Origin of the sequence: Streptomyces flavalbus (assembly GCF_042674625.1) — a bacterium.
Taxonomy (GTDB): Bacteria; Actinomycetota; Actinomycetes; order Streptomycetales; family Streptomycetaceae; genus Streptomyces; species Streptomyces flavalbus.
In genome coordinates, this window is record NZ_JBHTEB010000001.1 from 2,268,096 (window position 1) to 2,286,713 (window position 18,618).

Below are 18,618 nucleotides of genomic sequence, written 5' to 3' on the forward strand. Positions count from 1 at the left end.
TGACCATCCCATTGCGGCTCGGTGAGGAGTTCCGCAGCCCTGCTCCCCCCGTACGCTGCGGACTCATGAACGCCAAGCGAAGCACCCCGAGCACCCCGCGTGTCGCCCTCGTCACCGGTGCGGGCTCCGGCATCGGCCGGGCGGTCGCCGTCGAACTGCTGCGCACCGGCTGGGCGGTGGCCCTGGCCGGACGCCGCCCGAGCGCCTGGCGGAGACGGCGGCCCTGTTCCCCGAGGGCGACTGCCTCCCCGTACGCTGCGACGTCTCACGCGAGCCGGAGGTCACCGACCTCTTCACCGCCGTACGCGACCGCTACGGCCGTCTGGACCTGCTCTTCAACAACGCGGGCACGTTCGGGCCGGGCGGGGTGCCGGTGGAGGACCTGCCCTACGACGCCTGGCGGCACGTGGTGGAGACCAACCTGAACGGGGCGTCCCTGTGCGCCCAGTCGGCGTACCGGCAGATGAAGGAGCAGGACCCCCAGGGCGGCCGGATCATCAACAACGGCTCGATCTCCGCGCACGCCCCGCGCCCGCACTCGGTGGCCTACACGGCGACCAAGCACGCGCTGACCGGCCTGACCAAGTCACTGGCGCTGGACGGACGCCCGTACCGGATCGCCGTCGGCCAGATCGACATCGGCAACGCGGCCACCGACATGACGGCCCGGATGCGGACGGGCGCGCTCCAGGCGAACGGGGAGATCGCTCCCGAGCCGGTGATGGACGTGGCGGACGTGGCGCGCACGGTACGGCACATGGCGGAGCTGCCGCTGGAGGCGAACGTGCAGTTCGCGACGGTGCTGGCGACGGGGATGCCGTACGTGGGGCGGGGGTGAGGCGACGGCGGTGGCGGCGACCGGGTTCGTCACTTCGTCAACCTGCACAAACGGAGTTTGACCGTCCACTCCATCGCGGCCGGTGGCGGGCTTATGCTCGACTCCCCTCCACAGGAGCTTCACATCTGGAGCCCGTAGCTTCCGCGGCCACATTGAGGGGGGAGGCGGCAGCCGTTCCACGGCACCGGGTGGGGGTGGGCCCCGCGCGGGACCGCGGGGTACGCACCGGAACCGCGGGACGGCTGCCGCGCCGACCTCCGTCCTACGCCTGTCCCGTCTCGAACCGGGAGATCCGCCCGTCGTCCTCGACGGTGAAGCTCCACCGGGTGCGCATCTCGCCCCAGGTGTCGTTGCTGTAGCGGGCGACGAGGGAGCGTCCGCCCTTCGACTCGTTGTCGACCTCCATATGGCCGTGGGAGGAGAAGATCTCCCGGTCCACCCAGTCGTCGAGGTCCCGGTCGGTGCCGTCGTCGGCCATCGTCGCGTCGGGCGTGAGCAGCGCGCGGAAGCCGTCGACGTCGTGGGCGTTGACGGCGGCGACGAAGGCGCGGACGGTGGGGTCGCTGAGTTTGGCGGTGTTGATGGGCATGGGGGGAGCGTCACACCGGCGGGGCGGGGCCGCCACCGGGGGGTGGGCGGGCGCGCGAGGCGGCGTGGGTGAGGCACCCGAACGGACCCGGGCGGAGGGTGTGCCGGATGCCGGGAGGTGTGACGGGTGCGACGCTGGAAACGCGGAACGCACCCTTCCCCTTCCCCGCTTGGAGTGACCGACGATGATCTCTTGCACCCGAACGGACCTGGGTCTGCTGCTGCTCCGGCTGGGGACCGGCGGGGTGCTCGCCGCGCACGGCGCGCAGAAGCTGTTCGGCTGGTTCGGCGGCGGCGGGATCGAGGGCACGGGCCAGTTCATGGAGTCCGTCGGCTACCGCCCCGGCAAGGCGAGCGCCACGGCGGCGGGCCTGGCGGAGACCGGCGGCGGCACCCTGCTGGCGCTGGGCCTGGCCACCCCCGCGGCGGGCGCGGCGGCGGCCGGTGCGATGTCGGGCGCGGCGGCGGTGCACGCCCCCAACGGCTTCTTCGCCCAGAGCGGCGGCTACGAGTACGCCGCGTCCCTCGCCCTGGCCGCCACCGGCATCGCGATCGCGGGCCCCGGCCGCCTGTCCCTGGACCACGCCCTGGGCCACACGGTCAACCGCGGCTGGATGGTCCCGACGGCGCTCGCGGTGACGGCGGCGGCGACGGTGGCGGTGGTGGGGGCGCGGATGAAGCGGCTCCAGGAGTCACAAGAGGACGAGCAGGAGCCGCTGTTCGAGGAGTGAGGCGTCCCGGCGGCGTGGCAGGCTACCGGGATGACCACCCAGGACACGCCCCCCGCCGCCTCCCCCTCCGACCTGTGGTCGGACATCGACGCCCTGTGGGCCTGGCTGGACGCGCACCGCGCGCACGGCGGCCGGGAGGGCCTGCTGCTGCGCATGTTGAAGCTGTCGGAGGAGGTGGGCGAGGTCGCCCAGGCGGTGATCGGCGCGACGGGCCAGAACCCGCGCAAGGGCACCTCGCACACGTGGGACGACGTCCAGTCGGAACTGTGCGACGTGGTGATCACGGCGCTGGTGGCCCTGCGGACGCTGACGCCGGAGCCGCGGGAGGTGTTCGAACACCACTTGGCGAGGGTGCGGGAGCGTTCGCTGGGTCGGCCTTAACCGACCCTTAAGCACCGCTTAAACCCTCCCGAGACAGCCAGGAACCGGTTGGCCCCTCCAGGCACCGTGCGTAGCATCGGGCACCCGACTGAGAGCGCTCTCACAAACGCTCCCGCGGGTAGGTCACCCCACAAGTAGCCCTGGAGACCCCCCACATGACCGCACGTCACCAGCGCCGCCTCGGCCGCCGCAAGCTGCTCTTCGCCCTCGGCGGAGCGGCGGTGGCCGTCCCCGCCGCGGCGGCGACAGCCCCGTACGCCCTGGCCGACCCGGAGGACGGCACCGCCGCGTCCCTCCCCCTCACGGTCGTCAACGACACCGGCACCTTCGGCAACGCGGAGGTCCACCTCTACGTCGTCGGCAACCAGGACGGCCGCCAGGTCCGGGTCACCCCGGACGGCACCCTGGCCCCGGTCGCCCTCACGGACAACGGCGCGGACGGCTACACGGACTACGCGATCCCCCTCTCCGCAGGCGCCGAGACGACACTGTCCCTCCCCCACATGTCGGGCCGCGTCTACGTGGCGCTGGGCGAGAAGCTGAAGTTCAAGGCGGTGACGGACGGCGCGGGGAACGCCGCGCTCCAGTACCCGGCGGGCTGGGTGAAGTCCGACCCGAACTACGGCGTGCTGCACGACTGCGCGGAGTTCACGTACAACGCGGCGGGCATGTTCTGCAACACCACGATGGTGGACATGTTCAGCGTCCCGCTGTCCATCCGCCTGACCGGCGCGAAGGACCAGACGACGGGCACGCTGCGGGCGGGTGGCCGGGCGGCGGTCTTCGACGCGCTCCGGAAGGTGGAGGAGTTCGCGCCCCTGATCGTCGACGACACGCGCGTGATCGCCCCGGGCCACGGCCTGGACGCGGGCCTGTTCCCCAAGGACTACCTGGCGCCGTACATCGACGAGGCGTGGAGCACGTACACGGGCCGGGACCTGAGCGTCACCACGAACGCGGGCACGTTCACGGGCCGCGTCCGCGCCGACCGCCTCACCTTCGACGGCCCCGCCCAGGTGTCCTTCGCCCGCCCCTCCACCCGCGACGTCCTCTTCTGCGACGGCAACCTGGCCGCCCCGAACGACGGTACGACGGGCCCGGTCGCGGCGATCCTGGGCGCGGCCCTGAACCGCTCGACCCTCCTGTCCTCCCCCACCCAGCCGACGACGGACCCGGCCACCTTCTACCGCACCGACCTCACCAACCACTACTCCCGCGCGCTCCACGCGGCGACGGAGGACGGCAAGGCGTACGGCTTCGCCTTCGACGACGTGGCGGACTTCGCGTCGTACGTCCAGGACACGGCGCCCACGGGGATACGGCTGACGCTCACCCCCTTCTGATCCGCGCACCGCGGCCGTCGGCTACGTTGACCTTGCTTCGGGGGAGGCGAGGAGAGGCACATGGAGGCGCGGGACACCGGCAAGGGCCTGCGGGCGATCTGCGACGAACTGTCGGCCCGCTTCTACGAGCGGGCCGACGTGGTACGGACGCTGGTGGTGACGTTGCTGGCCGGGCAGCACTCGCTGGTGCTCGGCCCGCCCGGCACGGCGAAGTCCGAGCTGGCGAGGGAGCTGACGGGGCGGATCGAGGGGGCGGCCTACTGGGAGATCCTCCTGTCGAAGTTCACGGCGCCGACGAGGATGTTCGGTCCGATCGACGTCGCGGCGCTGGCCCGGGGCGAGTACCGCCAGGTCTTCGACGGCCGGGCCACCACCGCGCACGTCGCGTTCATCGACGAGATCTTCAAGTGCTCGACGGCGGCGCTGAACGAGACGCTGGGCTTCCTCAACGAGCGGATCTACCACCCCGAGAACGGCGGCGAGCCGATCCACTGCCCCCTGATCGGCGCCATCACGGCGAGCAACGAACTCCCCGGCGGCGAGGACGCGGCGGCGATCTACGACCGTCTGCTGGTACGGATCGAGGTCGGCTACCTGGCGGACCCCGCCAACTTCGCCGCGCTGGTCCGCTCCGCCGTCAGCCGCCCGGCGGCCCCGGTCCGCACGACGATCGAACTGACCGAGTTGCAGCGGGCCGTGACCGAATCGGTCCCGGCGGTGGACGTCCCCGACCTGATCGTGGACGCGGTGTGCACGCTGCGGGCCGCCCTGCGCCGCAAGGAACTCATCGCCTCCGACCGCCGCTGGCGGCAGGCCGTACGACTGCTCCAGGCGTCCGCGTACCTCGACGGCCGCCCGGCGGTCGCGGAGACCGACCTGTCGGTGCTGACGCACGTGCTGTGGGACTCCCCCGCCGAGCGCCCGACCGTCGAGCGCGAGGTGCTGCACCTGGTCAACCCGGACGCCAGGGAGGCGCTCGACCTGGCCGACGTCATCGAGGAGTTGGAGGCGCAGCTCGACGCCATGGCCGGGCAGTCCCGGGAGGCGTTGAGCGAGTGGGTGATCAAGAACGCCCACCACAAGCTCGCCATGGCGGGCAAGCGGCTGGAGAAGCTCCGCGAGGAGGCGGCGAACGCGGGCCGCTCCACGGCCACCATCGACCGCGTCACCGGCCGCCAGCGCGCGGTCCGCGCCCGCGTCCTGACGGAGGCGCTGGGTGTGGACGCGAGCATGGTGCAGACGCGGCAGCCCTGAGCATCGACGGACCGCATCACGATGACGACGACACCCAGCACGCTCGCGAACCTGGCGAGCCGGTCCGCCCGGTGGCTGGGCGGCCCCGCCACCGCCTTCGGACGGCACACCACGGCCGTGGTCGGGGACCGCTTCGACCGGATCACCTGGCGCGACACCTACGAGCAGTCGGCCGGGCTGCGCGAACTGACCGCGGAGCTGTCCGAGCGCCACGACCACGCCGCCGACCTCCTGACCGACGTGTTCCTGGCCGCGTACCAGCCCGCCCCCCGGTTGCGCGACCGCGCCGAGTTGGCCCCCTCCCATCTCCCCAACCACCACCTCACCACCTCCCTGATGGAGTCACGGGAGTTCACCGAGTTGCGCCGGGAGACGGCGGGCGACCCCTACGCCGCCGCCATGGCCGTACTCGCCCAGGGCTCCGCGCTGCGCGGGATGCTGGAGCGCGCCGGGGAGGCCAGGGAGCGGGCCGCGCGGGCGGAACGGGCGCGACAGACCGCCGAGGGCGCGGCGACCGCGGTGGCGGAGGCGTTCCAGCAGGCCACGGCGTCTGCGGCCGAGGACGGCACGGTGCCGCCCGCCGCCGCCGACGCCGTGGGACGGGCGGTCGAGGCCGCCGAGGCAGCCGCCCGGCAGGCCGCCGAGGCCGGGGCGCAGGCCATGGCGGCGGCGGTCCCCGGTGCCCGCGCCACCGCGCGCACGGCGGCCAGGCAGGCGCTCGCGGCGGTCCGGGAGGAGGCCGCGCTGATGCGGGCGTGGGGCGTCGCGCCCGCCGAGACGGAGCGGATGCCGTTCGAGCAGCGGGCCAGGCTCGCGGAGCGACTCCGCACCGGCCGTCTCGCGGAGTGGGCCGAACTGATCGGCCGCTTCCGCCAGATGGCCAGCGGCGAGCGGGCCCGCAGGACGGAGCACGCGACCGGAGAACTGGTCGGCGTCACCCTCGGCGACGACCTCTCCCGCGTCATCCCCTCAGAACTCGCGAGCCTGGGCCTCCCGGCCCTCCGCGCGGTCTTCGCCGCCCGCTACGCCGCCGGTGAGCTGATGCTCTACGACACCGAGAACGAGCAGCCCACCGGCCAGGGCGCCATCATCGCCTGCGTGGACACGTCCCACTCCATGTACGAGGCGGGGCCGGGCGGAGTCACCCGCGAGGCCTGGGCCAAGGCCTGCGCCCTGGCCCTCCTGGACCAGGCCCGCCACGCCTCCCGCGACTTCGTCGGCATCCTGTTCTCGGCCGCCGACAAGATCAGCATCTTCCGCTTCCCGGCCGACGAGCCCACGGACATGCCCCGTACCCTCGACTTCGCGGAGACGTTCCTCGGCGGCGGCACCAGCTACCAGACCCCCCTGTCGGCCGCCGCCGCCCTCCTGGACGACGAATTCAACGACACCGCCCGCGCCCGCGGCGACATCGTCCTGATCACCGACGACGACTGCGGCGTCACCGAGGACTGGATGCGCACCTGGAACACCACCAAGCACCGCCTGGAGTTCCGCGTCTTCGGCGTCGCCGTCGGCAACCTACGGCCCGCGGAGAACGGCTCGGTACTGGAGGCACTGTGCGACAACCTGCGCGTGGTGGAGGACCTGACGGATGTCCATGCGGCGGCGGATCTGTTCCGGGTGATCTGAGAACCTTCCCGGATCAGATTCGGGGAGGTGACGATGTGGTGCAGCACTACGGGGTCGAGCCGGTCGAGTACATCGGCCCCGCCCTCGTCCGGACCCGTCGTGCCGGAGCTGTCGGCGTCCGTCGTCACAGGTCCAAGTCGATGTCGTCGGCCGAGGCGGGACCTCCGGACACCGTGGCGGCCAGGTTGCGCTCCAACGCGGTCGAGTACGTCCCCGACCAGCTTCTTCGGGAACAGCCGGGGAGTGACACCCACTTTGCCGTCGACGGCTCGCGCCAGTTCCGCGACGCAGGCGTCGTCGACGACCGTTTGCAGCCGCTCGGGCGACGCGGCGGCCTCCGCGTACAGGTCCCGGATGGTGACGCCGAGGCCGAAGCTGGGGTCGGTGGTGAAGTCGGTGGCGAGCCGTTGGCCAGCGGGGCCAGCCGCTTCGCGCCCTGCCGACCGTCGTAGAAGGCGGGTGTGCCGGTGATGACGAGATACCGGCCGGAGCGCACCTCGTCGATGAGCTGCCGCAGCGCGTTGAGTGCCTTGTCTTGGGCATCCGACCGGACCGCTGCGACGTCTCCACCTCGTCCAGCACCACGAACAGCCCGGTGTGCCCGGAGTCGCGCAGCACGGTGAGGAGTCCTCACAGAAAGCCGAGGGCACCGAAGTGGTCGCGGTCTCCGCGCGCACCGGCGGACCTACGGGCAAAGGCCGCCACATGCGGCTGGCCGCCGAGCCCGGCGAGAACGGCCGAGGCGGTCGCCTCGTCGCGTTCCGCGCGTGCGGCCCGGAGCCGCGCAGGGCGGTGGCGAAGGAGGGGGCGTGCCGGGAGACCGCGACGAGCAGCTTCTCCACCTCACCGGGCAGTTCCTCCTCGGTCGCCCCGGCCGCGAGGGCGTCCTCCTCCAGGGCAGAGAACCAGACGTCCACGGCCAGCCGTAGCGCGCTGGGCGGGAAGCTGGACGTGGTGAGACACGGGCGCCCACGGTCACGATGTCCTCGGGGCCGAGGACCCGGTCGCGTTCCGAGGGCAGCGTGAGCAGCGCGCCCCCTCCCGGTGACCACTTCACCGGCGGGCATCTCCAGAAAGTTGGCCCGGCCCCGCAGGGTCAGCGGATGCGCGGGACCCAGTACCGAGCGCCGCACGGCAACGGGGTCACGGAGCGGGGCGACGACTGCCTCCCGGCTGCCCAGGTTGGCCAGCACGAGTCGGAGTCCGTAACCGCTGTCAGTCGAGTCGGGGTCGTCAGCACCGAACAGCCGCGCCTGGGCGTTCCGCACCGCGCGGTGCACCGCCTCGGCCGCCGCGTACTTGCCCAACCGGAACAGTGGGGCGGGGCGGACTGTCCGGTGGCCCGCGCCAAGCGGTGGCTCGGCCAGGTCCGCCGCTCCCCGTGCGGTCTCCCACGCCAAGAGGTAGTCAGCGGTCCGGCGCAGGGCGACCGACAGCCACGTCGCCACGGCCAGGGCATCGGCGGCGGTCGGCCCGTCCATGTGCCTCAGCACCGCCAGCGCGGGAGGCACCGGCAGACGCGGTGCCGGATCGTGCGGACCCACGTCGGGTACGCCGGGCACCGCCGCGTCGAGGCGCGCGGCAGTACGGTGCTGATGTCGGCGTGGTGGAGCAGGGTCAGCGGCAGTGGCTCCGCGGCGAACCGGGCCAGCCGCCCTCACGACGACGAAGTGCTGTGCAGAAGCGGGGCGAGGCTTGTACGGGGGCCTGGCAGTCGCGGTGTTATGTCGTCTACGTGCCGTTCGTAGCGGCTCGTCACGGCCCTGGAGGAGTGCCGCGCCTTCCGCGACGACCTCATGCACTTCAGCCCGGCCCGGTCACCGGCGAACAGCTCACTCCGGCGCGGGGCCTACTTGAGCTGCTCTGCCCTCTGGACCCTCAGGTCCTAGGCACCAGGCTCATCCGGGAGGCTCCGTCCTTGCCGCGTCCGGCGGTGTCGGAACCACACCCGGGAGCGGGGCCATCACCCACTGCGCGTTCTCCCAGGTGATCGTCTCGGTGACACGGACCGGCCTGTGCTCCTTACCAGCGGTGCCGGTCACATCCACGTTCCACACGCTCGCGAACTCCGAGGTACGGGTCCACCGCACATTCCAGCCCTGTCCGCCGTACGCCTTGATCCGGGCACGGGCGTCCAGGGCGCCCTGGGGGTGGGCGTCGAGCAGTCGGGCGAGCCCCTCCCCGTCGGAATCGTTGAGCAAGCGCACGTAGTCCCGCAGAAAACGGTCCTGGTCCGCAACGTCAGGGGACTTCGCCGACCCGGAGCCGTCCCCGCCTCCGCACGCGGTGAGGAGCACCGCACAGAGCGCGGCCCCGAGCAGCCCCGCCTTATGCCCCCTGGGACTGCGTCCGCCTCCCTCAGGTGCGGAAGGCGTGATACGTCGCTCTCGGATACTGCGCCACAAGGCTCTGCACCGACTTCCAGTAGGTGTTGGTGGAATGGTAGGGGAGACAGGGGATCCCACCCCTCTTCTGGAGAATGTCACCGATGCCCAGCTTGTAGTGGCACGTCGAGGCTCTCGCTTCTCACTTTCGTTCCCCCAACTACCGCCTTGGTCAAGCCGGTTGAAGCATCCTGGCACGCCACCCTCAGCTCAGCGATCACTTTTCGCGCATACATGAGCCACATGTCCGCGAGCCACCACACCAGCCCCGAGGTACTCGCCGACTGGGCGCAGACCATCCCGCTCGCGCCAAGAAGTGGCGGCGGTTGACGACCGGCGGTGAGATTCGCCCGCTCGGCGGCGCGAAAGCCTGACGACTGTGCGTGCGCGAGCCCTGCCCGTCCCGATCGCGGGACGGGCAGGGCTCGCGCGTGTGTGGGGATCAACAGCAACGGGCCGGCGACTCGCACTCGCGTCGCAGGGTGCGCAGCCGTTGGTACTCCCGGCGGGTGGGCAGCGGGGCGTCGGGGTGGTGGTGGCGGTGGCGTGCGCAGTAGCGCTCGTACTCCGTCTCGCCGGTCACCTCACGCGCGTACCAGAGCACGGTGGCCAGCGCCTTCCGTACGGCGTTCATGAGCCCGTCCCCACCAGGGAGTCGCTGTCGCGCCGCTCCGGCACGTCGATACGGGAGGCGACGTACGGCACCTCGGTGGTCGGCAGCGGCTCCGGGGAGCGGATGGCTCGGACGCACACCACCGCGCAGTTGACCAGGACGATGAGGACCAGCAGCAGGAAGACCGCCATGAGTACGCCGTCCACGGTGTTGTTGAGGACGATGGTGTGCATGTCGTCCATGTCCGTGGCGCCCGGCAGCAGCCTGCCCGCGTCGATGGCGTCCGCGTAGACGTCACGCTGGGCGAAGAAGCCGATCTTGGGGTCGTCGGAGAAGATCTTCTGCCAGCCCGCGGTGAAGGTGACGACCACGTCCCACGCCAGCGGGATGCCCGTGACCCACGCCCAGCGCAGCTTGCCCGCCTTGATCAGCATGGTCGTGGTGACGGCCAGGGCGACCGCGGCCAGTAGCTGGTTGGCGATGCCGAACAGCGGGAACAGCTGCTTGATGCCGCCGAGCGGGTCGGTGACACCGGCGTAGAGGAAGTAGCCCCAGGCGCCCACGACCAGGGCGCTGGTGATCCAGATGCCCGGCTTCCAGGTGACCCGGCCGATCGGCTTCCACACGTTGCCGAGCATGTCCTGGAGCATGAAGCGGCCGACGCGGGTACCGGCGTCCACCGTGGTCAGGATGAACAGCGCCTCGAACATGATCGCGAAGTGGTACCAGAACGCCTTCATCCCGGCGCCGCCGAGCACACTGGCGAAGATCTCCGACATGCCCACGGCCAGGGTGGGGGCGCCGCCGGAGCGACCGACCAGTGTCTCCTCCTCGACGGCCTGGGCCGCTGCGGTGAGCTGGTCCGGGGTGATCGTGAAGCCGAGGTTGCGGACCGCCTCGGCGGCACTGTCCACGGTCGGGCCGAGCAGCGCGGCCGGGGAGTTCATCGCGTAGAACAGTCCCGGCTCCAGTACACAGGCGGCGATCAGCGCCATGACGGCGACGAAGGACTCGGTGAGCATGGAGCCGTAGCCGATCAGCCGGACCTGGGACTCCTTCTGGATCAGCTTGGGGGTGGTGCCGGAGGAGACCAGCGCGTGGAAGCCGGACAGGGCGCCGCAGGCGATGGTGATGAACAAGAAGGGGAACAGCGACCCGGCGAAGACCGGGCCGGCGCCCGTCGAGGCGAACTCGGTGACCGGCTCGGCCTTGAGGGTCGGGGCGGCGATCACTACGCCGACGGCCATCAGGGCGATGGTGCCGACCTTCATGAAGGTCGACAGGTAGTCACGCGGGGCCAGCAGCATCCACACGGGCAGCACGGAGGCGACGAAGCCGTAGCCGACCAGGCAGAGGACCAGGGTCTCGGGGCTCCAGACGAAGTACTCGGCCAGGGAGGAGTCCTGCACCCAGCCGCCGCCGAGGATGGCGATCAGCAGCAGCGCCACACCGATGACGCTGGTCTCGACGACCTGGCCCGGCCGCAGGTAGCGCAGGTAGAAGCCCATGAAGAGGGCGATGGGGATGGTCATGGAGACCGAGAAGGTGCCCCACGCGGACTCCGCCAGCGCGTTGACGACGATCATCGCGAGGACCGCGAGCAGGATGATCATGATGGCGAAGACGCCGATCAGCGCGGCGGCACCGCCCACCCTGCCGATCTCGTCCCGGGCCATCTGACCGAGGCTCTTGCCGTCCCGGCGCATGGAGAGGAACAGCACGATCATGTCCTGGACCGCACCGGCGAAGATCACGCCGACGATGATCCAGAGCGTCCCCGGCAGGTAGCCCATCTGGGCGGCTAGGACTGGGCCGACCAGCGGGCCCGCTCCGGCGATGGCCGCGAAGTGGTGGCCGAACAGCACCCGCTTGTCGGTGGGGTGGTAGTCGACACCGTCCTCCAGCCGTTCGGCCGGGGTGGCGCGGGTGTCGTCGACCTCCAGGACCCGGCGCGCGATGAACCGGGAGTAGAACCGGTAGCCGATGGCGTACGAGCCGAGGGCGGCCATCACCAGCCACACGGCGGAGATCTCCTCGCCACGGGACAGGGCGACCACGGCCCAGCCGATCGCCCCCACCAGGGCGACGGCGGTCCACACGAGGATCGATCTGGGGGTCATCCGGGACCGCCGGGGCGGCGGTGGGCCCCCCGGCGCGGGGAGAGCGGATTCGGGCATGGCTGATGCGGGCATGGCGGCTCCTCGCCGGGGCGGCGGTGGGGTGGGGGTGGGGAGGTGCGGAGGGGTGATACCTGGGCGGCGGCGACGGATCAGGGATCGTCGCTGCCGTGCCGGGTCAGCGCGTACGCGGCGAGCAGGCAGAGGCCGCACCCCGGTACCCAGGCGAGCTGGTACCAGTAGAAGAACGGCGTCCCCGCCAGCCGCGGGCTGGCGTCGGCGTACCAGGGGACCCACAGCAGGCCAGCGGCGGGCGCGAGGAGCAGCACGGCGATCGCGAGGCGCCGCAGCCGGTGATGAGCCGTCTGTGCCATCCCTCACGCTCCTCTCCCGCTCTCTGCCGGTCTGTGCAAGAGTTGCCGACCCGGCGGAGAAGGTTGACAGCGGATTTCCAGAAGATTTCCCGCCGTTTCCCTGTCCTCCGAACCGGCCCGCCGCGCAACTCTCCCGCGAGGGCACAGGCACACCAAGGACGGTGACCCATGGCCGACGGCGCCATGACCGCGACGTTCCTCGCCGTGATCGGCGGAGCGTCGCTGCTCGCCGTGACCGCGCGCCGTCTGCGCCCCAGCGACCGGCTGCCGTCCCTGGAGGGGTGGGCGCTGGCCGACCGCAGCCTCGGCCCGGTGTGGACCTGGTTCCTGCTGGGCGGCACGATCTTCACCGCGTACACCTTCGCCGCGATACCGGGACTCGCGTACGGCAACGGCGCACCCGCCTTCTTCGCGGTGCCGTATACGGTGATCGTCTGCCCGCTCGCGTTCGTGCTGCTGACCCGGCTGTGGAGCGTGGCCCGCCGACACGGGTACATCACCGTCGCCGACTTCGTGCGCGGCCGGTACGGCTCCCCGCCGCTGGCCCTGGTCGTCGCGCTCACCGGCATCCTCGCGACGATGCCGTACCTGGCACTGCAACTGCTCGGCATCAGGGCGGTGCTGACCGCCGGGGGCGTCTATGCGCGGGGCGCGACCGAGGACCTGGTGATGGTGGCGCTGTTCGCGGGGCTGGCGGTGGCCACCTACCGGCACGGGCTGCGCGCGCCCACCGTCATCTCCGCGCTGAAGGCGGTCGCCGTCTTCGTCTCGCTCACGGCCGTCACCTGGCTGGTCCTGGCCCGCCTCGGCGGCCCGGGGAAGGTGTTCGACGGGGCGGCGGAGCGGCTGGGCGGACCCGCGCTCCTGCTGACCCCCGAGCAGCAGCCCGCGTACGCCACCCTCGCCCTCGGTTCCGCGCTCGCCCTGCTGATGTACCCGCACGTCCTGACCGCCGGTTTCGCCGCCGACAGCTCGCACACCCTGCGCAAGGTCGCCGTGGCGCTGCCCGCCTGGACCGGACTCCTCGCCCTCTTCGGCTTCCTCGGCATCGCGGCGCTCGCCACCGGGGTGCGGGCTCCGGAAGGCGGCGCAGAGGCGGCCGTACCGATGCTGGTCGACCGGCTGATGCCCGCCCCGCTGGCCGGGCTGGTGTTCGGCGCGATCACCGTGGGGGCGCTGGTGCCGGCGGCGGTGATGTCCATCGCCGCCGCCACGAGCTTCGTACGCAACGTCTACGTCGAGTACGTACATCCGACGGCCACGCCCAAGCGGCAGGTGCGCATCGCCAAGGCGGTGTCGCTGACGGCGAAGGTGGGCGCGGTCGCGTTCGTGTTCGGGTTGCGCGACCAGGCCGCCATCAATCTCCAGTTCCTCGGCGGTGTCTGGATTCTCCAGATCTTCCCGGCGGTGGCGGTCGGTCTCTTCACCGGGAGGCTGCATCCGCGGGCGCTGCTCGCCGGGTGGGGTACGGGGATGCTGGTCGGCACGTTCCTGGTCGTACGGGAGGGGTTCTCGTCGGTCGTGTCGATCGGCACCGGCCCGTTCGAGGTCTACGCGGGGCTCGCCGCCCTTCTGCTGAACCTGGCCGTAGCCGTTGTCGGCACCGTGATCCTCGAACGCCTCGGCGTCCCACGCGGTGCCGACCTGACCGACCTGCCGTCGCGCCTGACCGTCAGCCGGCGTCCCGAGACGGGAGCGAACAACGCGTGAGACAGCATGTGAGACCCACCACCCCGGTAACCCGGGTGCCGCTCGCCCCGGCGGTGACCGACCCGGCAGAGCTGGAGCGCGAGGCGGGCGTGGCCCGGCTCTTCGAGCTGCACTACACCTCGATGCTCCGCCTCGCTGTACTGCTCGGCGCCGACGACCCGGAGAACGTCGTAGCCGAGGCGTACTACCAGATCTACCGCAAGTGGCGGCGACTGCGGGACATCGAGGCGGCGGAGGCGTACCTGCGCTCCACCGTCTGCAACCTGACCCGGATGCGGATACGGCACCTCCAGGTCGCCCGCAGACACGTGGAGAACCCGCCGGAACTCACCGACGAGACCGTCGCCTCGGCCGAGAGCACCGCGCTGCTCCGCGACGACCAGCGGGTGCTGCTCGACGCCCTCCAGCAACTGCCCGCCCGCCAGCGGGAGGCGCTGGTCCTCCGTCACTGGCTCGGCCTGAAGGAGAGCGAGATCGCCGCCACGATGGGCATCTCCGGCGGCTCCGTCAAGACCCACACCTCGCGCGGCCTCGCCGCCCTGACCCAGGCGATGGAGGCCCGGCGATGACGCACCGAGACACGACGCCGTCGCACGGCACCAGCCCCGACCGCACGGAACAGGAACTCCAGGAGTCCCTCGCCGCGCTCGCGGGCGCCGTCCACCCGATGCCCGACGCCTACCGCACGGCCCGCGGCGAGTGGCTCCGCCGCGAACGCCGCCGCCGAGTCATCCTGACGGTCCTGGTCGCGGTCGTGTTCGCGGTGGCGGTGCTGATCGGGCTTTGGGTGCTCAACCGGACCCCGTCAGATCCGGGAGTGATCTTTTCCGGAACCGGAACCGGTACCAGCACCGCGACCGCGCCGTCCGCTCGCCCTCCCGGCTCGCAGGGTCCCTGAGACGCGGGACGTGCGGAGAAGTCTTACGGGCAGACGAGTCGGGCTGTACGCCGGGTTCTGTTCCGCTCAGGGAGCGATCACGCTCTGACCTGCATGTTCACGGGCATCCGGCGGCTGGTTTCGCCCTCTGGGACTTCTCAGGGACTTTCGGCCGAGTCTGTGAACCACGCCTCGATGGCGGACAGTCCCCGGGCGCCGGCCTGCGGCATGAAGTGGGTGTACGTCCGAAGCGTGAACGCCGGATCGGAGTGCCCCAGCCACTTCGCGAGCGAGACGATCGACTCACCGGCTTCGAGCATCACTGAAGCGTACGTGTGGCGCAAGACGTGGAAGCCGTGCTCGCGGCTCGGTTCCCACACGCGCGACGGCTTCTCGCCCGGCTGCCGCTCGGGCAGCGGCGGGATGACTCCCACTTCGGCGAGCGCGGGCTTCCAGGCTTTGGTGTTCCAGGTGGTGCGGTTGATCGCGCCGCGCCGCCCGGTGTAGACGAGCAGCGGGACGGTCACCTTGCGCCGGTCCTCGCGTGCGAGGTCGGGTTCCTCGGGGTCCAGCCACGGCAGGGTGACGTCGATCGGTTCGAAGCGTTCCTGGTGGGTGAGGAGCCGCTTCGCCAGCACCTTCGGCAAAGGCACGTCGCGCTCCTTGCCGCCCTTGGGCGGGCCGAAGTACAACTGCGACTTGTACATGAGGATCTGCCGCTCTACGTGCACGAAGTCGCCATGGATGTCACTCGGGCTGAAGCCGAACACCTCACCCTGCCGAAGTCCGCATCCGACGCCGAGGTCGAGCATGATCCGGTAGCGGTCGGCCAGTGCCTCCCGTACGGCGTCGACACGATCCTGCTCCCAGGCGCGAGCCTTGCGCTCCGGCTTCTTCGGCGGCTTGATCGAGCTGTTGCCCTTGCACGGGTTGCGGTACAACCGCTTGTCCTCGACCGCGGCCTGCATGATCGCCTTGAGGTACACCCACGCGACATAGGCCGTACTCGACGCCACCGCCCTCTGCACGTCGGCCGACCACTTGCGCAGCTCCGCGACGCCGATGTCCCTGAGCGCCAGGTCTCCGAGTTGCGGCAGCACCTGCCCCCAGATCCGGTGCCTCATGCTTTCTAGCGTCTGAGCGGGGTGCACCTGGGATGGCCACCAGTGCTTCTCGACGTACTCACGAAGGCTGATCGCACCGTGTCGTGCATCGACGAAATCTCCTCGACGCGTGTCGGTCTGGGCCTCGGCCAGCCACGCCTTGGCGTCCGCGACAGTATCGAAAGACCGGTCGCGGACCCCCGGTATCCCCTTGACGCGGTAGCGCGTGCACTTGCCCCACAGGGCGGTGCGCTCGCGCTTGCCCGTCTCCTTGTTCGGCCGCTTCTTGAGCCACCGGTCTTCGATGTAACCCGCCATGCGCATCTTCTCCTCGGCCTAGACGCGGTTCTCTCGGCGCCACCTGCGCCGCGATCAGACACACAGACGATCTGCGTGCGCATGAAATTCCGAGTGGTGCTGAACTCTTCTGACCCGTTTTCCCAGGTCAGGCAGCCCGGCGACGCTCACGCTGCCGCGGGGCCCTGTTCAGCGGGTCGAGGGTCGGGTTCGACCGCGAGTCCGCCTGCTGCTGTTCGCTGAGCCACTCATCGAGCAGGTCCCGGCGGTACATGACCCTTCCGCCAGGGCCCATCCGGAAGCTGGGCGGCCCTTGTCGGCGGTGGCGCCAGACGTAGAGGGTGTTCGCCGATATACCCATGTACTTTGCGGCGTTCTGAACATTCAGGAACGTAGTCTCAACCGCGGACTGGGACTGGTTAAGCATCGTGTGTCTCCGAGGTAAGCGCTGCCAGAGCAGCGGTCGTTCGTCCTCCCGCCCACCGCGCAGCGAAACCGCGCGGATCACTGTCTGCGAGCAGGATCAGAATCCTGGGATTCAGCGGTTTGGCGCGGCTGTCCCGTCGTGATAAAGCGAGGCCAAGACCGCGTGCGGGTCAACTCACATGACTCCGTGGCTACCGCGCGACGTTAGTCCGGATGGCGGCCGCGGTCCGCCAGAGGAGATCGCCCGGCTGCACGCCACACTGAACGAGGAGATGCCGCGCGACCGACCTGCACCGAGAAGGTACGGCTACTCGAAGTGCCCCAGAATAAGCGCGTCTCGGAGCTGGAGCGACTGCGGCTGAGCCCGACGCCGGTGTCCACCCGGGTCATGGAACTGGCCTTGGACCGCGCCCTCCAGGTTCGAGATCTGCGCACCGACGCGGTCCGACGCGGCCGTGTCCCGACCGCATGCATCCGATACAGCGAGCGCCGAGGTAGTAACGCCGACCGAGTCGGGCTCGTCGAACTGCGTCGGCGCTGGGGGGACCACTACTGCGGCCTTGGTGGCCTCGGGGTGCTAAGTGGCCGGATGAGGTAGGTCAGAACTCCACGCGGGGTCGTTCGCTGATATCCCGACTGAGCAGGGTTCGAACGTCGACTTCCGGAAGGCCGGAACTATTGATGAAATCAGCGAAGGAGATACCCGTTGTTTCCATGAGTTCTAGTGCGCGCTGCAGGAGTACGGGAGCCTCTGGATTTCCCAGGGGACCTGGCTCTACTTTTCTCCATCCTCGTACAGACAAGGCTTTCCACCCCTGCGTGTAAGTGTGTTCACTCATGACACCGAGCGTTTTTGCCCTGACCAAAAGGGAGGATAGCGAAACGTGCCATTTCGCCTTCAAGCGGAGAAAAGCGGGCCAATCGAGCCGATCCGGAAGCTCGGATCTGATGTCGTCGGCTGGCATGAGGAACGCGGCGGCGAACTCGTGGGCTTGACTCTCAGTAACTTTGTCGCCAATTTTTCCAGTGACGCCATGCAAGACCAGGTGGCCAAGTTCGTGGGCTGCATCGAAGCGGGAACGGTCACGCAGGTCCCGTCGGCCCCGAGGGCAACAACGGGCCTGTCGGGGAAGTCAACGCAGAATGCATCAACCTTTTCGATGCTGACACGGAAGCGGACAACAACGATTCCGTTCACTTCCAGCAGTCGCACAACATCTCGCACTGGACCACGTGGGACATTCCAGTGGTCACGGACCTGGGCTGCCGCTTGTTCGATATCGACGGACTGAAGAGGCTGCTCTTCGTCGATTGGGACGCGCGGGAGATTGAGGTCGGGCAACGCGACGTGCTTTTCGAGCTCAAGCGCGAGTTCCCGCGCAAGGTGCACGTAGGCGAGCGCCTGTTGGCGATCTCGGGGGGAGGTGGATCGAAGGCTGCGAAAGAACCCGTTGACCTGATCCTGGGCAGGAGGGCGAGCCGGAGCGGCAAAGAATGACGCCGGTACCCGCAACGCGACCGCGAGCCGGCGAAGCGTCGATGTGGCCGGCTTGGTATGTCCGTTCTCGAACTGGCTGATCGAAGCCGCGGTGACGGAGCCGACTTCCCGGGCCAGCTGCACCTGGGTGAGTCCACGGAGTTCGCGCGCCATTCGCAGCCTGGCGCGATCGAAGAGGGCCGCGATGTCGCCGGGGTCCAGTTGCGGGTCGTTCACGTCGCTCGTCTCCGCGCCAGTCGACGTCCACCGATCAGTGGACGATTCTCGATCTTGAATGCTCCGCTCGCATCTTAGGCACACCTTGGTTACCGGTCGGTCAAAACACCCGGTTCCAGCCGAACACGCCCGAGTGAAGTGTGTCGAGTTGAATCTCCGTCACGTCGTGTACCCTACCGGAAACCAGGAAGATGATGTTCAGATCTGAGGTATCCCACCAAGCGTGGGGGGGACGG

General features: G+C 70.2%; 16 protein-coding genes and 3 pseudogenes. 9 read left to right on the forward strand and 10 right to left on the reverse strand.

From position 1 onward, the window contains the following. The first annotated feature begins 65 nt into the window (after positions 1 to 65). Positions 66 to 838: pseudogene (locus tag ACFQZ6_RS10050) on the forward strand (SDR family oxidoreductase). Positions 839 to 1,100: 262 nt separating this feature from the next. Here the strand turns inward: ACFQZ6_RS10050 and ACFQZ6_RS10055 are convergent. Next, positions 1,101 to 1,427 (reverse strand): nuclear transport factor 2 family protein, encoded by a 327-nt coding sequence (locus tag ACFQZ6_RS10055; protein WP_381606812.1) that lies wholly within the window; start codon positions 1,425 to 1,427, stop codon positions 1,101 to 1,103. Between the two features lie 184 nt (positions 1,428 to 1,611). Here ACFQZ6_RS10055 and ACFQZ6_RS10060 point away from each other — a divergent pair, with 184 nt between their 5' ends. The 5 genes from ACFQZ6_RS10060 to ACFQZ6_RS10080 all read left to right on the forward strand — a co-directional run bounded on the left by ACFQZ6_RS10060 (position 1,612) and on the right by ACFQZ6_RS10080 (position 6,767). Next, on the forward strand, positions 1,612 to 2,157 hold the full coding sequence (locus ACFQZ6_RS10060; protein ID WP_381606814.1) for a DoxX family protein: 546 nt from the start codon (positions 1,612 to 1,614) through the stop codon (positions 2,155 to 2,157). 30 nt (positions 2,158 to 2,187) lie between these two features. After that, positions 2,188 to 2,538 carry a MazG-like family protein gene (locus ACFQZ6_RS10065; protein WP_381606816.1) on the forward strand — a complete coding sequence of 117 codons (351 nt, stop codon included), beginning with the start codon at positions 2,188 to 2,190 and terminating at the stop codon, positions 2,536 to 2,538. Between the two features lie 155 nt (positions 2,539 to 2,693). Further along, complete coding sequence (locus ACFQZ6_RS10070) at positions 2,694 to 3,881, forward strand: glycoside hydrolase family 64 protein (RefSeq protein ID WP_381606818.1); 1,188 nt, start codon at positions 2,694 to 2,696, stop codon at positions 3,879 to 3,881. Between the two features lie 60 nt (positions 3,882 to 3,941). Beyond that, complete coding sequence (locus tag ACFQZ6_RS10075; RefSeq protein ID WP_381606820.1) at positions 3,942 to 5,135, forward strand: AAA family ATPase; 1,194 nt, start codon at positions 3,942 to 3,944, stop codon at positions 5,133 to 5,135. A gap of 21 nt (positions 5,136 to 5,156) precedes the next feature. Beyond that, positions 5,157 to 6,767, forward strand: coding sequence for a VWA domain-containing protein (locus ACFQZ6_RS10080; RefSeq protein ID WP_381606822.1), 1,611 nt, complete (start codon positions 5,157 to 5,159; stop codon positions 6,765 to 6,767). Between the two features lie 124 nt (positions 6,768 to 6,891). On the opposite strand, the pseudogene ACFQZ6_RS10085 reads toward ACFQZ6_RS10080, so the two are convergent. From ACFQZ6_RS10085 to ACFQZ6_RS10105, 5 genes and pseudogenes are all read right to left on the reverse strand, one after another. After that, a pseudogene (locus ACFQZ6_RS10085) lies at positions 6,892 to 7,726 on the reverse strand (BREX system ATP-binding domain-containing protein); the annotation flags it as partial. 939 nt (positions 7,727 to 8,665) lie between these two features. After that, positions 8,666 to 8,968 (reverse strand): hypothetical protein, encoded by a 303-nt coding sequence (locus ACFQZ6_RS10090; protein WP_381606824.1) that lies wholly within the window; start codon positions 8,966 to 8,968, stop codon positions 8,666 to 8,668. A gap of 625 nt (positions 8,969 to 9,593) precedes the next feature. Continuing rightward, positions 9,594 to 9,785, reverse strand: coding sequence for a YbdD/YjiX family protein (locus ACFQZ6_RS10095; protein ID WP_381606826.1), 192 nt, complete (start codon positions 9,783 to 9,785; stop codon positions 9,594 to 9,596). Then, the gene (locus tag ACFQZ6_RS10100) at positions 9,782 to 11,956 is read right to left on the reverse strand and encodes a carbon starvation CstA family protein (protein WP_381606829.1); all 2,175 of its coding nucleotides are present in this window, start codon (positions 11,954 to 11,956) and stop codon (positions 9,782 to 9,784) included. The genes ACFQZ6_RS10095 and ACFQZ6_RS10100 overlap by 4 nt, the downstream gene beginning before the upstream one ends. A gap of 77 nt (positions 11,957 to 12,033) precedes the next feature. Beyond that, positions 12,034 to 12,255 (reverse strand): DUF3311 domain-containing protein, encoded by a 222-nt coding sequence (locus tag ACFQZ6_RS10105; protein WP_381606831.1) that lies wholly within the window; start codon positions 12,253 to 12,255, stop codon positions 12,034 to 12,036. A gap of 168 nt (positions 12,256 to 12,423) precedes the next feature. Here ACFQZ6_RS10105 and ACFQZ6_RS10110 point away from each other — a divergent pair, with 168 nt between their 5' ends. From ACFQZ6_RS10110 to ACFQZ6_RS10120, 3 genes are read left to right on the forward strand one after another with little or no spacing between them, the layout of a single operon-like run. Beyond that, a complete protein-coding gene (locus tag ACFQZ6_RS10110; protein WP_381606833.1) occupies positions 12,424 to 13,965 on the forward strand; it encodes a sodium:solute symporter family protein in 1,542 nt (513 codons plus the stop codon). Continuing rightward, positions 13,962 to 14,534, forward strand: coding sequence for an RNA polymerase sigma factor (locus tag ACFQZ6_RS10115; protein WP_381606835.1), 573 nt, complete (start codon positions 13,962 to 13,964; stop codon positions 14,532 to 14,534). The genes ACFQZ6_RS10110 and ACFQZ6_RS10115 overlap by 4 nt, the downstream gene beginning before the upstream one ends. After that, positions 14,531 to 14,863: a hypothetical protein gene (locus tag ACFQZ6_RS10120; RefSeq protein WP_381606837.1), complete on the forward strand. Its 333-nt coding sequence runs from the start codon at positions 14,531 to 14,533 to the stop codon at positions 14,861 to 14,863. Before ACFQZ6_RS10115 ends, ACFQZ6_RS10120 begins: the two co-directional genes overlap by 4 nt. Before the next feature lie 137 nt (positions 14,864 to 15,000). On the opposite strand, the gene ACFQZ6_RS10125 is transcribed toward ACFQZ6_RS10120, so the two are convergent. The 4 genes and pseudogenes from ACFQZ6_RS10125 to ACFQZ6_RS10140 all read right to left on the reverse strand — a co-directional run. Further along, the gene (locus ACFQZ6_RS10125) at positions 15,001 to 16,263 is read right to left on the reverse strand and encodes a tyrosine-type recombinase/integrase (RefSeq protein WP_381606839.1); all 1,263 of its coding nucleotides are present in this window, start codon (positions 16,261 to 16,263) and stop codon (positions 15,001 to 15,003) included. Positions 16,264 to 16,390: 127 nt separating this feature from the next. Then, positions 16,391 to 16,669 carry a helix-turn-helix domain-containing protein gene (locus ACFQZ6_RS10130; RefSeq protein ID WP_381606841.1) on the reverse strand — a complete coding sequence of 93 codons (279 nt, stop codon included), beginning with the start codon at positions 16,667 to 16,669 and terminating at the stop codon, positions 16,391 to 16,393. Between the two features lie 598 nt (positions 16,670 to 17,267). Further along, complete coding sequence (locus tag ACFQZ6_RS10135; RefSeq protein WP_381606843.1) at positions 17,268 to 17,708, reverse strand: ImmA/IrrE family metallo-endopeptidase; 441 nt, start codon at positions 17,706 to 17,708, stop codon at positions 17,268 to 17,270. A gap of 512 nt (positions 17,709 to 18,220) precedes the next feature. After that, positions 18,221 to 18,319, reverse strand: a pseudogene (locus tag ACFQZ6_RS10140) (helix-turn-helix domain-containing protein); the annotation flags it as partial. Between the last annotated feature and the right edge of the window lie 299 nt (positions 18,320 to 18,618).

Bases quoted from the DNA above. Each gene is read 5' to 3' on its own strand.
- ACFQZ6_RS10055 (WP_381606812.1), bottom strand. From the start codon at position 1,427: ATGCCCATCAACACCGCCAAACTCAGCGACCCCACCGTCCGCGCCTTC.
- ACFQZ6_RS10060 (WP_381606814.1), top strand. From the start codon at position 1,612: ATGATCTCTTGCACCCGAACGGACCTGGGTCTGCTGCTGCTCCGGCTG.
- ACFQZ6_RS10065 (WP_381606816.1), top strand. From the start codon at position 2,188: ATGACCACCCAGGACACGCCCCCCGCCGCCTCCCCCTCCGACCTGTGG.
- ACFQZ6_RS10070 (WP_381606818.1), top strand. From the start codon at position 2,694: ATGACCGCACGTCACCAGCGCCGCCTCGGCCGCCGCAAGCTGCTCTTC.
- ACFQZ6_RS10075 (WP_381606820.1), top strand. From the start codon at position 3,942: ATGGAGGCGCGGGACACCGGCAAGGGCCTGCGGGCGATCTGCGACGAA.
- ACFQZ6_RS10080 (WP_381606822.1), top strand. From the start codon at position 5,157: ATGACGACGACACCCAGCACGCTCGCGAACCTGGCGAGCCGGTCCGCC.
- ACFQZ6_RS10095 (WP_381606826.1), bottom strand. From the start codon at position 9,785: ATGAACGCCGTACGGAAGGCGCTGGCCACCGTGCTCTGGTACGCGCGT.
- ACFQZ6_RS10100 (WP_381606829.1), bottom strand. From the start codon at position 11,956: ATGCCCGCATCAGCCATGCCCGAATCCGCTCTCCCCGCGCCGGGGGGC.
- ACFQZ6_RS10105 (WP_381606831.1), bottom strand. From the start codon at position 12,255: ATGGCACAGACGGCTCATCACCGGCTGCGGCGCCTCGCGATCGCCGTG.
- ACFQZ6_RS10110 (WP_381606833.1), top strand. From the start codon at position 12,424: ATGGCCGACGGCGCCATGACCGCGACGTTCCTCGCCGTGATCGGCGGA.
- ACFQZ6_RS10120 (WP_381606837.1), top strand. From the start codon at position 14,531: ATGACGCACCGAGACACGACGCCGTCGCACGGCACCAGCCCCGACCGC.
- ACFQZ6_RS10125 (WP_381606839.1), bottom strand. From the start codon at position 16,263: ATGGCGGGTTACATCGAAGACCGGTGGCTCAAGAAGCGGCCGAACAAG.
- ACFQZ6_RS10130 (WP_381606841.1), bottom strand. From the start codon at position 16,669: ATGCTTAACCAGTCCCAGTCCGCGGTTGAGACTACGTTCCTGAATGTT.